This is a genomic window from Salinivibrio sp. PR6, assembly GCF_001995955.1.
Classification (GTDB): domain Bacteria; phylum Pseudomonadota; class Gammaproteobacteria; order Enterobacterales; family Vibrionaceae; genus Salinivibrio; species Salinivibrio siamensis.
Genome location: NZ_MUFA01000005.1, coordinates 92,194 through 107,294, shown reverse-complemented (window position 1 = coordinate 107,294; position 15,101 = coordinate 92,194). Strand labels below are relative to the sequence as shown.

Genomic DNA, 15,101 nt, shown 5'->3' with positions numbered 1-15,101 from the left:
AAAAAGTTTGTAATTGACAAGTTAGAGTAAAGGCTCTTTTTGGCTCAAGGAAGGGGAAAAAGCCACCATACCCAATGGCATGGCAGCTTAAAAAGTTATTATAAAACATTAATTTATCGTTTTTACAGATTCCCGACTAATGAGCTCGAGATCCATTTCAAATACTTGCTGTTGCGTATCATTATCGTTAATGCGTGCAAGCAAGAGTTTAACAGCGGTTTTACCGAGTCGCCGCTTAGGTTGGTGGACGGTCGTCAGTGGTGGTGAGTAATACTCGGTCAGATCAATATTGTCATAACCAATCACAGAAATATCTTCAGGTACTTGCAACCCCGCTTGGTTAAAGGTGCTAATTGCGGCGAGCGCCATAATATCGTTGAAGCAAAACACGCCCGTGGGACGATGATTCATATCAATGAACTGTTGCGCAGCGACTTTGGCCTGATCTGCCTCGAAATCAGCCTCTACGATCCAGTCAGGGTTCGCTGTTATATTGGCTTCATCCAGTGCACGGTAAAATCCTGCTAGTCGTTGTTTACAGGTATTTTTATCCATTTGACCGGAAATACAGCCTATTTGGGTATGGCCATTGTCAATAAAGTGTTTGGTTGCCAGGTATCCGCCTAACTCGGCATTGTCTTCGATGCGATCGGTGTTGATATGATGACTTCCCCAATCCATTACCACCATCGGGAGATCGCGTTTCTTCTCTAACAGCAGCATGAGATCTTCATTGAGATCCGAGCACACCACAATCAAACCATCGACACGTTTTTCTGACAACATGCGTAAATAGTCACGCTGTTTTTCTAGGTTACCCTCGGTATTACATAAGATCAGGGTATAACCTTGCTCATAGCAATAATCTTCTACACCGTGAACCAGTTCAGCGAAAAAAGGGTTGGTTGATTTGGTCACCAACATACCAAGCGTGCGCGTCGTATTACACTTTAAACTACGCGCGACCGCACTTGGCGCATAATTAAGGTCTTCAACGGCTTGCCAAACCTTCTCGGTTGTTTTCTCTGCGACAAAGCGGGTCTTATTGATAACGTGTGAAACCGTGGTGGTTGAAACGCCCGCGAGACGCGCGACATCTTTAATCGTTGCCATCTTAATTCTTCTATATTGTGAAGCCTTGGGATCGTTACTCGCGACCTTACAGAAAAACGCCGCTGTAACGCAGCGGCGTTGTCTTTCACAATCCCGGCTCATCAGAGGGTTGCGAAGGTAACGAATCCGATTTCATCCATTCTCATAGTTAATCGGTTGCGATCTCAGTTTACTTAGGTTGCTGCTCAGTCGCAATTGGTCTGATGAGCAAGCCATCACCAACAGGTGGTTTTGTGACCCAGCTATGCTCTTGCAGCGTGATCTCATTTTCTTCACAGTCGGCAAAATTGTCATTACGTCACTATCAGTGGGCAAGCATGCGTTGGGTGTGTCATTACTGTCAGTGGGTGTTGATAAATCTCAGTCATCTGGTGGTGCGTAAAGCATTGCCAAGGCGTTCCCGAGAGAACCATTTCGCCTTGTTTCATAAAATAAAGATAATCAGCGTAGCGACTGGCAAGGTTAAGGTCGTGCAGTACGATGATCACTGTCATTCCTTGATCAACCAGTGCCCGGCACTGCATGAGCGTTTGGTGTTGGTGACTAATATCAAGGGCAGATGTCGGCTCATCAAGCATCATCATGGCACGAGTCGGTTCAGTGTGCGCTAATTGCATGGAAATACGCGCCATATGCACACGCTGTTTTTCACCGCCCGACAGAGTGGGGTAGGCACGATGTGCAAGATGAGATACATGCCATTGATGTAGCTGCTCTTCGGCTAACGCTCGGATTTGTTTACGGTTTGCTTTTAATGGTGTTCCGCCCATTTCGACGACGTCTTTAACCGTAAACGCAAAGGTTAACCCGCTGGTTTGCGGCAAAAAGGCAACCTGTCTCGCGAATGTATCACGAGGCCATGTCGCTCTTGACGCTGACCAAAACAATACGTCGCCTTGTTGGTGTTGCTCACTCATCAGCTGTTTGAGCAAGGTACTTTTACCCGCTCCGTTCGGGCCGAGTAAGACATGTAACTGTCCACTTTGAAACGCGACATTGATGTCGCGAAGCAGTGGGCGTTGGCCAAGGGTGTAATGAAGGTGTTGAACATGAAGCGCCGTACGAGACATTAGTGCACCATCGTTTGTCGTTGCTGAATAAGAAGCCAGATAAAAAAAGGTGCGCCCATCAAAGCGGTAATAATGCCTACGGGCAACTCCGCAGGTGCGACAATCACTCGAGCAATAATATCGGCAAGCGTGAGTAAAAGTGCCCCCAATACTGCAGATAAAGGGATGAGCATACGGTGGTCGGGCCCAACGATCAGGCGGCCAATATGCGGTACCACTAAGCCAATAAACCCAATCAATCCCGCAGCACTAACGGATACGCCCATCCCGGCAGCGGTTGCAATGATCAGCAAACGTTTTAGGCGGTGAATATCGATCCCTAAATACGCGGCTTCGTTTTCACCGAGCAATAAAGCATTCACCTGATGAGCACGACAACAAGCAAACACCGTGAGAGCGACAGCCGCCACCCCAGTTAAAACGATTTGCCCCCAACTGGCACCGGTCAGTGATCCCATAGACCACAATGCGATATCGCGTAGGGTTTGATTGTCGGCCACATAGTTGATCATTCCCAGCGCCGCGCCTGATAGCGCGCTGATAGCAATACCGGCCAATAGCATGACGGTAACGGACGTGCCCATCGCGGTGGTGCCGATTCGGTATACAAATAACGTTGCGAAAAGTGCACCAAAAAAAGCAAATAGAGGCACGGATAAGTGAAACGCCATGTTTATACTGCCAAATGACAACAACAACAGCCCCAGTGCACCGCCTAGAGACGCCCCCCCTGAGACACCAATAATCCCAGGATCCGCGAGAGGGTTACGAAATAGTCCTTGCATTAATGCACCGGAAACGGCGAGTAAAGCGCCCACAAATAAGCAAAGCAGCGTTCGGGGCAGTCTGACTTGCTGCACGATGGCTAATACATGAGGCTCAAGCTGGTCTTGCCAAGGCGTTAGACTTTGTAGACTGACGAGCCAACCTAACTGCCATTGACCGACTGCAATCGAGGTCACCGATACGGCAAGCAACAAAATGATCAGCGCGGGAAAGAGTCGCTGATAAGGATGCTGTATCTGTAATGGCATCACTGGCTAAGCTCTATTAACTGTGATTGCACACGAAGCGCCTCATCTAAGCTTTTCAGGCTCAAACCGCCAACCAACACACTGCCATCGATCGCGAGGATCTTGTTTTGCTGAAAGGCTTGGGTGTTTTCTAGCAAGGGGACGGCATTGGCAAGTCCTGTCAAGCCACCCAATTGGTCCAAAGAACGTTGCATCACCAAAATAAAATCGGGATTAAAACCGAGCAACGCCTCGGGTGAGAGGGGTTTATAGCTGGTAACCGTATTGGCAGCCGGATTAGTCGCGCCGATAAGCTCAATGAGCGTATTGGGTGTCGTGCTCGCGCCGGCAATACTCGCGGGACGACCTTGGTGAACAAGTAAGAAAACCCCCTGCTGTGTCGATGCTAGGGCGCGACGTTTCAGTTGCGTGAGTTTTCCATCGACCGCACGAAGCAGGGATGCCGCTTTACTTTGCTTGTCTGTGAGGTTGGCAACTTGGGTTATGCGCTGCTTCAGTGCCGCCACCGTCGGTGCACTGGGTAGCGCAACCACCTTAATCCCGGTATTGTCGAGCTTTGTTAATACAGGTTTGGGGCCCATTTCCTCAGAGCCTAACAAAAGCGTGGGTGACAATGAGAGTACCCCCTCTACTGATAACTGACGGTGATAACCGATATTGGGGACATCTTTATTATTAAGCTGGCTCGTGGCATCAATCCCCACAATTTGTTTTTCTGCCCCCAGATCAATCAGTAGGTCAGTAACACTTGCCCCCGCACTCACTATGCGTGGCGATGCGTGAATTGAAAATGAAACGAGTGTCATCATGAGGGCAATCAGTCGAACAGCAGCGGTTGCCATGCTTTATCCTTATTTTTCAGTGTCAGTAGTGTCGAGTGGTTTATATGCTGGTTAGGTCGCCACACCGTGCGACATGAACGCAGACAATATATTACCCAATACAAACAAGATCAATTATCGTTTGCATTCCTGTTCTCGATCAATAGAATCACTTTCAAATGATGATAAGTCGCATTTGCAGTAAGGCATAGAGAACCGTTATGAAAACCAGAAAGGATATTTGGACAGTAAAGCATAGCCACCGTGTCGCCTTGGCAGTCGGGGCCGTGCTGAGTACGATGACTGTTGCGCCTCAGGCCGTCGCTGAGAGCGCGAGTGCCGCCAGCCAGTCTAAAGAGGCTAGCCCTGTAGAGACGCTCTCTGTCTACGGAAGTCGTATGGACACGCAAAAAGCGAACGCTGGCGTGGCGGTGAGTACAGTGTCATTGGAAGAGATAGAGAAACGCCAGGGAAGTAATGTCACGGATTTGATTCGTCATTTACCCAATGTCTCCGTACTCGGAGGAGGGCGTGATGCCGCTCAGTCTGTTAGCATTCGAGGCCTTAGCAGTGACAACGGCCGCGTCATCCAGCTTGTTGATGGTGCCCGTCAGAATTTCTCGGTCGGCCATCGTTCCAGTCTATTCATCGATCCTGAATTGCTCAGTTCAGTCGAAGTGGTCCGTGGCCCTTCCAGTACGCTGTGGGGGTCTGGTGCATTAGGCGGTGTATTCGCACAAAACACCAAATCAGCCAGTGACTTTCTCTCTGGCACAGAAACCTTGGGTGGCTATGTCAAACAAGGCTTCCACAGCAACGACAACGCCTCACGTACAAGCGGTGCGGTGTTTGGTCGCACGGAGACGGTTGATTGGCTAGTACAAAGCTACTATCACGATAGCGACGATAGCCAATTAGGCAATGGCAAGACCTTGTCGTATTCTGCGGATCGAGAAAAAGGTGGGTTTGCTAAACTGGTGTTTACGCCTTCTTTGGATCACCAGTGGTCATTCATCGCGCGTCAAGGTAAACGTGACGCCATGGTTCCCTCTAATCCGACGACAGAAGAGCCGTCAACCTCGTCGCCCCTCGTGTATCGCCAAGTAGAAGACCAAAGCCTGTCGCTCACGTACAACTATAACCCTAGCCAGTCATGGGTGGATTTAGACACTCGCCTGTATTGGAACGACACCGAGGTCAATGAGTATCGGGTTGATAAAGGTGAGTTTGATAATAATCAGATGCAAACGCTGGGTTTGTCTTTATCGAACCGCTCGACGTTTAAAGCACTCACATTAACCACTGGTCTGGATGCTTATCAAGATCGCTTTGAAACCGTCCGAGATAAAAGCAATACCTCTCGCCCAGACAACCAAGATGCCGAAGCACAAAGCGTCGGCGTATTTTCCCAAGTTGATGTACCGCTGGGACAAGCATGGCACTGGCAAGCGGGTGTCCGTTTTGATGCCTATGATGCGAAAGATAAGCGACCCGAATCGACCATTGGTAACCATGATAATACGGCGTGGTCGCCTTCAACTGCATTGACTTGGAATGCGACTGAACAGTTAGCATTGACTGCCAGCTATCGCGAAGCGTTTCGAGCCCCGAGTTTAGAAGAAATGTATGCCAGTGGCACACATTTTGGAATGAACCAGTTTGTGCCCAACCCAGATTTGAAACCTGAGGAAAGTGCCAACAAAGAACTCAATATTACTTATACGTTTTCGTCTAGTCAGTATATCGACCAAGGTTATATTGATGCTCGAGTCTTTCGCAATGACGTCGATAATTTTATAAATCAATCGGTTAAAGACGGCTCTTGGGGGGCGTATAATGGCACCACGGTGAAGACGAACCTTCCCGAAGCTAAACTTGAAGGCATCGAGATTAGCTTGCATCACCAACTTGGTGGTTTTACCAATAATCTGAGCTACAGCCAAACCGAAGGCAAGAATAAGCATGATGGCAGCTATCTAGATAATATTCCCGCTCATAAATGGGTTGCGGAAACCGACTACGCGCTGGCGACGTTACCAGTGAGTGTTGGTGGTCGCGTCTCTCATTATGCCGATCAAGACAACACGAATAATGCCAACACCTACGACGGCTATACCCTGTGGGATCTGTATGCAAGTTATAGCCCGAATGGCGCCTGGGATGGGGTGAAGTTTGATTTCGCGATCGATAATTTAACCGATGAACAATACACCCAAGCGTGGGCGCAAACCGCGTCACCCGGGCGTGATATTAAGTTTAATGTTCGGTACCAGTTTTAACCCAAAGATAAAGGGCAGGTGAACGCCTGCCCACTCAGAGACGACACACCACAATAAGAATAGGCTGGAGTGATCAATGACAACCACTTTAAACGAGCAGGTAAACGCACTATTGGCAGATAATGCCTCTATATTGCCTGCTGATATAGCGAAAACCCTAGGCGTGAGTGAAGGCGAGGCAGTACGTGCCATGCCGGCTGAGTATCAAACGTGGGTGGACGGGCAGCATGCGGAAACCGTTTTCACCCAGGTGGCCGAATGGGGTGGCCCAGTCACAGCGATTGTGCATTCCGGTGGCTCAATTTTTGAAGTAAAAGCCCCGTTTCCCAAAGGAAAGATCGCTTATGGCTACTACAACTTAATGGGAAAGCCGGGTGAAATGCATGGCCACCTAAAATTAGAGCGCATGACCGGCATTGCCTTCGTCAGCAAGCCTTTTCGCGGTAAAACAACCCACTATATCGGCTTTTTCACCGAACAGGGGGATTCAATCTTTAAGATTTACGTGGGAAGAGACGACAAACGTCAGCTTCTTGAACATCAGGTTGAAGCCTTTAATCAACTAAAAACGCAGTTAGCGACCTCAACACCAACAGACCCGGAGCAATAATCATGGATCAAGCGACAAAACAACAACGCCTACAAAACCGCCTTGGCCCAGAAATCGAAGCCTTTCGTGCTAACTGTCGGACTTTGCAGCTAGCAACCGTCGATGCCCAGGGAAAACCCAACGTGAGTTATGCGCCATTTGCACAGTTGGAAGACGGTTTTTATATTTTAATCAGTGAAATTGCTCGTCATGCTCGGAACCTACAACAAAACCCCCAGGTTTCGCTGATGATGATCGAAGACGAAAGCGGGGCAAAACAGATTTATGCGCGCCAGCGCCTTAGTTTTGATGCCAATGCTGAATTAGTGATGCGTGATACCACTGAGTGGCAAACGGGGATTTCGGCGCTGACCCATCGCTTTGGCGATATTATCGACAGCTTAAGCGGGTTAGCTGACTTCCATTTATTCCGTCTAAAGCCGGAAAATGGTCTGTATGTCAAAGGGTTTGGTCAGGCCTTTCAGGTTGGCAGTGATGATTTTGTCGATATGGTACACCTTGACCAAGGTCATCGAAAACTTGGCGACAGCCAAGATGTTCAATCGACCGATGAGATAGCGGTTAACGACTAACCGAGTTTGCTTTCCTCAAACGGCGATGTGTGAAGCATCGCCACTCTTGTGTCGCTTCAGTCCGGGTTTACTTAGTAACAACCCAGTGATGATTATGATAAAGTTGTCGGCATCATAGAGCGTATAACCTGATTAGCATGAATTATCTCCCGTTGTCTGAATATAAAAGAAAGTGGATCTTCACCCACCAGTCTTTGCCTATTCCCGAACAGGATCTCGCTGATATTAAACCCATGGCTGAGGCACGCGCGGCGCAGTTATGGCAAGAATTTATCAGTAAAGACAGCCCAACACCGGATCATTTTGGCAAGCAAGATTGGCCGACGCATCAAAGCGTTTGGACCCAGCGACTGGTTTGGCAACAAGCCTGGGACGACGATGATGATCTTCCCGTAGAGTTTCTCGCTAACTTTCCTTGGGAAGACAATATTACGGTCTATTTTTGCTACGACAAACATAATATTGTCGAAACTCAATGGGGCGTGTTTAAACGGTATTGGAAAAACTTTCTATTCTACGATGATAAGCCTATTTTGCTTGGGCGTCGTCGTAAGGAAGTCGCTATGTTTGAGCAATCAGGCGAAGTGGTGATTGGCAAACGTGACTGACCTCAAGTTATCAGCGGTAGTGCCGTTACCAATGGTAGCCATGCGCCAATGTGACAGCCGGGCGTGGTGACGGTGCGATGCGTCTTGATAAGTGACCAGCCATAGAGAGACGCGTTGTATTCGGTGCACAGTGTAGGAGGAAGTGATGATTAAGATAATGGCCGCAGTGTGCTTGTCGATGTTATTGGTCGGATGCTCACTGCCAAAAATGTCGGACTTATGGCGCAATTACAGCACCATTGGTCTCAATGAAGCACTGCGTGGCGCGCAACAAGATCTTGTCCATTGCCGCTATGACAAAACACTTGATACGGCTCAGCGCTACACCGTGATTGGTACGGCGCGAGAGAAGACACGTGCGTTTGAGCTGATGGGCATTGTTTACAGCGAACAAGAGAACAGTGCAGAGTTTGATCACACGCTGCAGCGGTTTTTGTTTTCAGAACCGGGGCGAACGATGACGGCATCTCAGGTACAGATGCAGTGGCGTCAAGCCCAAATTGATATCGAACATCAACGCGAGGCAGTACTGAGCCAAACACATTGCTTGCAATCAACGACGTCACCAAAAGCAGGGCCGCTGAAGTAGCCCGTTTACTGCGCAGGTCATCATTTTTTAGCGCAATAGGGCAGCCACCGTAACGGGGCTGCCTTTTTATTGCTCGAACCGCACCGACTTAGGCTTTGAGAATACTGTCAGCCAGTGTCATCAGGCGTGGGTAGGCAAACTCACTTTCTTTGGCGATTTCACCCTGCTCCGCCAACACTTCTTGCAAAATATCAGCGGTGGTGAGGGGATTGGCCAGCACGACACGGAAAACCGTGGTGGTGCGACGTTGCCATTGCTCAGGCGTGAGACGTGTACGGGAGACAAAGGTTTTGCCCGATTCGCGCTGGCGCTTTTGAATGAACTTGGTTAGGTCGTTAAGCAAATCATGCATCAACTCAATTTGCTCCTCACTTGCCACAGCCAGCGCGGTTTGTACTTTTGCGGGCACAAAGCGATAGGTGAGTAGGCACAACTCGGGTTCCGATATCAGCTCAAAATCTGGATCTGTGGTTATCATGTCGGCAAACGTCGCCGCTTTATCAATACTTTGATCGATCAATAACTCATAACCGCGGCGAGAAATGATGTTCATACAAGCAAACACCAACATTGCCATACCACTGCGAGAGCCTTCGAGTGTGTGACTCCCCAGATCTTTTGCTCCTTTACGCAGGATGTACTCCGCATGATGTTCGATCGACGCCACGAGCGACGGATCTTTAAATAACACCATACCAGCCCCCATAGGGACATAAAGCTGTTTGTGCGCATCAATCGTGACAGAATCGGCACGTTCAATCCCAGCCAGTTTGTGGCGCTGATTATTTGACATCAAGGTCGCGCCGCCCCACGCGGCATCAACGTGGAAGTGAATACCCTCACGTTCCGCAATATCAGCCAGTGCATTGAGAGGATCAATGCTGCCTGTCTCTGTGGTGCCCGCCACCCCCACGATAGCTATCGGTTTAATATTGTCCCGGTTAAGTGTGGCAATGGTCTCTTCGAGTGCATCAATGCAAATACGATTTTGGCTATCTGCAGGAACCGAGATCAGTTGGTCGCGGCCAATGCCGAGTACATCAGCCGCCTTACCCAATGAATAGTGGCCTCGTTCTGACACCAAGATAGCGAGGTCGCGATAGCCATAGTGACGCATCGCGCCAAACAAGCCAGCCTTGTTGATGCCAGGAAACTCTCCGTCAGGTTTGAGCACGTTATTTCGCGCGACCCACAATGCGGTGATATTCGCCACCGTCCCACCTGAGCAGAAGGCCCCTAATGAATGGTTCGCGCTGTGCATCCAACTTTGATAGAAGGCGTCGTCTTGCTGATAAATCAGGTTGTGCAACATGCCAAGCACTTGCCGCTCAAGCGGTGTAAATGCCTTAGATGTTTCAATTTTGACCGTATTTTGGTTGAGGCCAATCATGATTTTAGAGAGCGGCATCAAAAAATAAGGCAGTGCAGAGGTCATGTGGCCGATAAATCGCGGTGAAGCGGTATGTACCGATTGAGCGACGAGCTTATCGAGCAGAAACTGCGTGTGATCAGAGACAAAAGTGGGGTTTTCAGGGATGGCCGGATCGCTAAAATCGCGCTCAATATCAGCGAGCGACCGTTCGGTGGCCGTAATATGGTTTTGTAAAAACCGGTTTAGATTCTGAGAGATCGCTTGCTCAATTTGACTGAGCGTTGAATCTGGGGCTTCGGGGACAGTGAAAATCCGGTACAAGGTTTCCGGTGTGGCGTCCGCGGCTTTATTTTGTGTTGCCATGACGTTCTTCTTATATCTGCTTGGCTGTCCAAATAGTGACTCTCTCATGCGCATTGGGAGTAGGGTCACGATCACTGACTGAAATTAGGCCTCAACATAGCAAAAAAAAGCGAGAGCATCAGGCTTTTTTTACTGATAGATGACAGCTGAAACAGCACACGCGAAAGAGAGTCGATAAAAGAGCCAGCTGTTGCCGGCTCTCAAACAGCGGCCTGTTTACTGACACTGACGTTGGTTAATGCTGTTCATTTGGTCATTGTACTGGTTAAGTGCCTTATCAATCTCTTTTGGATGACTTAGCAGATCGGCAAGTGCACTGCGAAGGGCGTAGTTCCCGTCCATGGCTTCACCTTGGCGGAAGTTAAACACTTTTTCGGCCAGCGCAGAGGGGGGCAACGAGCTTTGTGCGAGTGTTTTTACGTCTTCTTGGCCTAGTTTTAACCAAGATTCCACTGGCGCTTCCAAATTGAGCTTGGCGCTGTCATTTTCTAAATAATAATCAAACGCTTTTGCATTGAGGTTAAAGTGATTTTTACGGCCTTGCAAAAACCACTGTGCAACCTCATCGAGCGATGCGTCTTTTTTCACCGTCATATCGACCAACGCTTGGTACCAATTGATCGATGCATCTACATAATCATGATACTTGGCCGAATAGCAATCTGCATTTTTGACAGGCGCAGCGTTTGACATTATCGGCAATAGTGCCGCGACCAGTGCAAGGGCATAGCGTTTCATAACATTATCCTAATCGTTATCGTGTTTGCGCTTTATGATTATACGCACCAACCATGTGCGGGGCGCAAACGTTGAGGTTTGGGCATCTTTGTGAATGATAAAACGCGGATATTGTAGAACGAGCCAGCGACAAAGTTAAATAACACATTGATATAAAAAGCCCTGTAGCAGAAAAGCTGTGACGCCACACTCAGTTAGCGCGTTGACATAGCTTGTGGGTTCGACAGTACCGACAGCCAGTGGTGGGTAAATTCGACAAAACCAAACCCTCCCGGTGCATCTGTGATCCAAGTTGGTACGGTGGCCAATGTTGGAAGGTGAGAGGAGATATTCGCGACGCCGACGCTCAGAGGAAAGTGGGCAAACATTTCGCTGTCGTTCGGTGAATCGCCAATAAACGCTGCGCGTTGCTGAGCTTGCTTTCCTGTGACACTGTAACGATCTAACCATTCTTGCGCCGCGTGTCTTTTACTGTGGTTACCTAACCAGGCGTTAATATGAATCGAACTGGCCGTTGCATTGACGCCCTGCCCATGAAGCTCGTCGAGTAATGCATTAATCTCGTCTGCGGATGCGCGTGGCGTATGCTGGCCAATATCAATCGCCACTTCACAGAGACGATAGGACTGATCGGCAGCAAGTGCGCGAGCTGGATAGCGCTGAAGTAAGCGGTTTACCCAGTCAAGTAGCGCAGCTTGCTGTTGATGGGCGGCGTGATTGATTTTCGTGAAGCGCTGACCGTTTTCTTGCCATAGGATCACGCCACCGTTTTCGCTTATCACCGTATCGACAGGCCAGGCGTTAATCATATGGTCGCCCCAGCCAGCGCACGCGCCAGTAACAGGGACAACGTGAATGCCGGCTTCACGGAGATCGGCCATTGCCTTCAGTGTTTGCCAAGGGAGCTCACCTTTCCATGTCAAGGTGTCATCTACGTCGGTAAACAGCCATTGCACGTTACGCCAGCGTATGGCGTGGTCATGCATTGACGATATGGGCAAACACTGATTCGGCATAGGTATTGCGATCCTCACTAATTAAATAGCTGCCACATGGCGATGATTCATTTGACGCAGAGTGAGCGCCAGCCGTTTTCCCTGCTCATGGTCAAACACGTGGAGGTTCTCAGGAGCAATCGCCAAGGGTAGGTTATCTCCTTCTACGATCTTACTGTGCCCCTCTAAACGCAGTGTGATGAAGCTGTCAGTATCGCTTATATGGCCATAGACCAGCAAATCAGCTCCCAAAGACTCGGTTAAGGTAACTGACAGTGTGAAACAGGCCTGATCGGCCGGTACCACTTTTAAGTGCTCGGGACGTAATCCGACGGACACGGATTGTGTGTCAATGCCCTGACACTCAGCCAATACGTGTTGACCTATCGAGAGGACGTCATTGTCGATACGACCTTCAACGATATTCATCGCTGGTGAGCCGATAAAAGTGGCCACAAACAAGCTAGCCGGGGCATCGTAGACGTCTAAAGGCGTACCAATTTGTTCAACGTTACCACCATTTAATACCACGAGGCGATCCGCCAGGGTCATTGCTTCAACTTGATCGTGGGTGACATACACAGCAGTGGTATTCAGCTTTCTCTGCAAACTTTTGATTTCCAGGCGCATTTGTACACGCAGTTTGGCATCAAGGTTGGATAACGGCTCATCGAAGAGAAACACCTTGGGACGACGCACAATGGCTCGCCCCATGGCTACGCGTTGTCGCTGTCCGCCGGACAATTGATTGGGCCGTCTGTCGAGTAGATGCTCTAGCTCGAGCATGGTCGCGACCTCGGTGACAAGCTGTTGAATGGTCGCTTTTGGTGTCCCGCGATTTTTAAGGCCATAGGCCATGTTGTCGAATACACTCATGTGTGGGTAAAGCGCATAGTTTTGAAATACCATGGCAATATCGCGCTCGCCAGGCTCAAGATCATTCACTTTTTTATCGTCAATGACTAATTGTCCGCTGGAAATCGCCTCTAGGCCGGCAATCATGCGCAGTAAGGTTGATTTGCCACAACCACTGGGGCCCACCAATACAATCATTTCGCCATCTTTCACTGATAAGTCGACGCCGTGAATGGCTTTGAACCCATTAGGGTAGGTCTTTGCCATCTGTTCTAGGGTTACCGTTGCCATTTACTTCTCCGTTTCCACTAAGCCTTTTACAAAGAGTTTTTGCATGCCGAGCACCACGATCACCGGGGGTAGCATCGCCATTAGAGTTGTTGCCATTACGCGGTTCCATTGCACCTCACCATCACCAACAGAGAGCATGCGCTGAATACTCATCACAATGGTGTAGTACTCATCATCGGTGGTGATCAAAATCGGCCAAAGGTACTGGTTCCAACCATATATAAAGGTGATCACAAACAGTGCGGCAATATTGGTGCGCGAAAGAGGCAGCAGAATGTCTTTGAAAAACTTGAACGGGCCCGCGCCATCAATTCGCGCGGCTTCAAGCATTTCACCTGGGACCGTCATAAAAAACTGACGGAATAGAAAGGTCGCCGTAGCGCTGGCGATGAGTGGAATGGTCAATCCCGACATCGAGTTGAGCATGTTCAGGTCGGCAATGACCTGGAATGTTGGCATGATGCGCACCTCCACCGGTAGCATTAGGGTCATGAAAATCACCCAAAATGCCAACATTCGACCGGGAAAGCGAAAATACACCACGGCATAGGCTGAAAGAATGGAAATCGCGAGCTTGCCAATGGCGATGCCCATTGCCATTAAAAATGAATTCCACAGCATGCCGGCTACGGAAATGTTTAACTCGCGTGATGTGCCTTCGGTTAATACCTCCTCGAACACAGATAATCCTTTGTCACCAAACCATAACGGCGTGACACCACTTACAAAGGCGCTGCTGTCATGGGTGGCGGCGGTCAACGCAAGCCACACAGGGAGCGCCACCGAGGCGACGCCTAAAATCAACACCAAATGCGAGAACACAGTAAGCCAAGGGCGACGTTCAACCATTAGTAAGCCACCTTCTTTTCAACATATTTAAACTGAATCACGGTTAATGCGCCCACGAGGATCATCAACACGACGGATTGCGCGGCGGACGATCCCATATTGAGGCCGACAAAACCGTCTGCATACACTTTATAAACCAGCGTTGTGGTGGATTGACCGGGCCCACCTTGCGTCATGGCATGAATCACCCCAAAGGTTTCGAAAAAGGCGTAGACCAAGTTCACAACCAACAGGAAAAAAGAAGTCGGAGAGAGCAGTGGAAAAATGATGGTCAAAAAGCGTTTTACTGGGCCAGCGCCGTCAATAGCTGCCGCTTCAACCAATGAACGTGGGATAGATTGCAGCCCGGCGAGGAAGAACAGAAAATTGTAGCTAATCTGCTTCCATGTAGCGGCAATGATCACCATGGTCATGGCATCGCCAGAATGGATAAACGGATTCCAGTCTAAACCAATGGCTTTTAGCGCGTGGGCCAATACACCGACAGTGGGATTGAACATGAATAACCACAACACCCCTGCCACAGCGGGAGCGACCGCGTAGGGCCACACCAAGAGTGTTTTATAGCCTGTCGCCCCTTTAATGACACGGTCAGCCATCACCGCGAGCACAAGCGCCGATAGAAGCGCGATGCCTGCAACAGAAAAACTAAAGAATAAGGTGGTCAAAAAAGAGCGATAATAGTTGGTGTCTCCCAATAACTCGGTGAAGTTTTCGCCACCGACAAACTCGGTACTAAGACCGAAAGGATCTTCCAACAAGGTGGATTGCCATACAGCCTGCGCCGCTGGCCAGATAAAAAAGATAAAGGTGATCAGCAATTGAGGCGCGAGCAATAAAATGGGAAACGCACAATGATTAAATGTGGGTTTATTGGACATAGGCTTTCTCAAAAAGTGGAGCGGCAGTCTATACCGCTCCGTCATACAACAAGGTTTTTAC

Annotated in this window: 15 protein-coding genes; 5 read left to right on the top strand and 10 right to left on the bottom strand. The window is 49.2% G+C overall.

Translation table 11 applies throughout. The features are described from left to right. Window positions 1–108 precede the first annotated feature (108 nt). From BZG72_RS05615 to BZG72_RS05600, 4 genes are all read right to left on the bottom strand, one after another. On the bottom strand, window positions 109–1,113 hold the full coding sequence (locus BZG72_RS05615) for a substrate-binding domain-containing protein (RefSeq protein WP_077666311.1): 1,005 nt from the start codon (window positions 1,111–1,113) through the stop codon (window positions 109–111). A 293-nt stretch (window positions 1,114–1,406) separates the two neighbouring features. Then, complete coding sequence (locus tag BZG72_RS05610) at window positions 1,407–2,183, bottom strand: heme ABC transporter ATP-binding protein (RefSeq protein WP_077606242.1); 777 nt, start codon at window positions 2,181–2,183, stop codon at window positions 1,407–1,409. Continuing rightward, window positions 2,183–3,217: a FecCD family ABC transporter permease gene (locus BZG72_RS05605; protein ID WP_077666310.1), complete on the bottom strand. Its 1,035-nt coding sequence runs from the start codon at window positions 3,215–3,217 to the stop codon at window positions 2,183–2,185. The genes BZG72_RS05610 and BZG72_RS05605 overlap by 1 nt, the downstream gene beginning before the upstream one ends. Next, window positions 3,217–4,059, bottom strand: a complete 843-nt coding sequence (locus BZG72_RS05600) for a heme/hemin ABC transporter substrate-binding protein (protein WP_077666309.1) — start codon at window positions 4,057–4,059, stop codon at window positions 3,217–3,219. Before BZG72_RS05600 ends, BZG72_RS05605 begins: the two co-directional genes overlap by 1 nt. A 200-nt stretch (window positions 4,060–4,259) precedes the next feature. Here BZG72_RS05600 and BZG72_RS05595 point away from each other — a divergent pair, with 200 nt between their 5' ends. From BZG72_RS05595 to BZG72_RS05575, 5 genes are all read left to right on the top strand, one after another. Then, window positions 4,260–6,317, top strand: coding sequence for a TonB-dependent hemoglobin/transferrin/lactoferrin family receptor (locus tag BZG72_RS05595; protein ID WP_077666308.1), 2,058 nt, complete (start codon window positions 4,260–4,262; stop codon window positions 6,315–6,317). Between the two features lie 76 nt (window positions 6,318–6,393). Next, complete coding sequence (gene hutX / locus BZG72_RS05590; RefSeq protein ID WP_046073303.1) at window positions 6,394–6,927, top strand: heme utilization cystosolic carrier protein HutX; 534 nt, start codon at window positions 6,394–6,396, stop codon at window positions 6,925–6,927. Between the two features lie 2 nt (window positions 6,928–6,929). Next, window positions 6,930–7,499: a heme utilization protein HutZ gene (gene hutZ, locus BZG72_RS05585; protein WP_046073302.1), complete on the top strand. Its 570-nt coding sequence runs from the start codon at window positions 6,930–6,932 to the stop codon at window positions 7,497–7,499. Between the two features lie 137 nt (window positions 7,500–7,636). Further along, a complete protein-coding gene (locus BZG72_RS05580) occupies window positions 7,637–8,107 on the top strand; it encodes a DUF2947 domain-containing protein (RefSeq protein WP_046073301.1) in 471 nt (156 codons plus the stop codon). Window positions 8,108–8,252: 145 nt separating this feature from the next. Next, window positions 8,253–8,696: a hypothetical protein gene (locus BZG72_RS05575; protein ID WP_046073300.1), complete on the top strand. Its 444-nt coding sequence runs from the start codon at window positions 8,253–8,255 to the stop codon at window positions 8,694–8,696. 88 nt (window positions 8,697–8,784) lie between these two features. Here BZG72_RS05575 and panP read toward each other — a convergent pair whose 3' ends face one another. From panP to ugpA, 6 genes are all read right to left on the bottom strand, one after another. Further along, complete coding sequence (gene panP / locus BZG72_RS05570) at window positions 8,785–10,431, bottom strand: pyridoxal-dependent aspartate 1-decarboxylase PanP (RefSeq protein WP_077666307.1); 1,647 nt, start codon at window positions 10,429–10,431, stop codon at window positions 8,785–8,787. Between the two features lie 216 nt (window positions 10,432–10,647). Continuing rightward, the gene (locus tag BZG72_RS05565) at window positions 10,648–11,169 is read right to left on the bottom strand and encodes a hypothetical protein (RefSeq protein ID WP_046073298.1); all 522 of its coding nucleotides are present in this window, start codon (window positions 11,167–11,169) and stop codon (window positions 10,648–10,650) included. Window positions 11,170–11,363: 194 nt separating this feature from the next. After that, window positions 11,364–12,185: an HAD family hydrolase gene (locus BZG72_RS05560; protein WP_077666306.1), complete on the bottom strand. Its 822-nt coding sequence runs from the start codon at window positions 12,183–12,185 to the stop codon at window positions 11,364–11,366. A 21-nt stretch (window positions 12,186–12,206) separates the two neighbouring features. Beyond that, a complete protein-coding gene (locus BZG72_RS05555; RefSeq protein ID WP_077666305.1) occupies window positions 12,207–13,310 on the bottom strand; it encodes a sn-glycerol-3-phosphate import ATP-binding protein UgpC in 1,104 nt (367 codons plus the stop codon). Continuing rightward, entirely contained in the window at window positions 13,311–14,159 is an 849-nt protein-coding gene (ugpE, locus tag BZG72_RS05550; protein WP_046073296.1) for a sn-glycerol-3-phosphate ABC transporter permease UgpE, read from the bottom strand. Beyond that, window positions 14,159–15,040 carry a sn-glycerol-3-phosphate ABC transporter permease UgpA gene (gene ugpA / locus BZG72_RS05545; RefSeq protein WP_077666304.1) on the bottom strand — a complete coding sequence of 294 codons (882 nt, stop codon included), beginning with the start codon at window positions 15,038–15,040 and terminating at the stop codon, window positions 14,159–14,161. Before ugpA ends, ugpE begins: the two co-directional genes overlap by 1 nt. Between the last annotated feature and the right edge of the window lie 61 nt (window positions 15,041–15,101).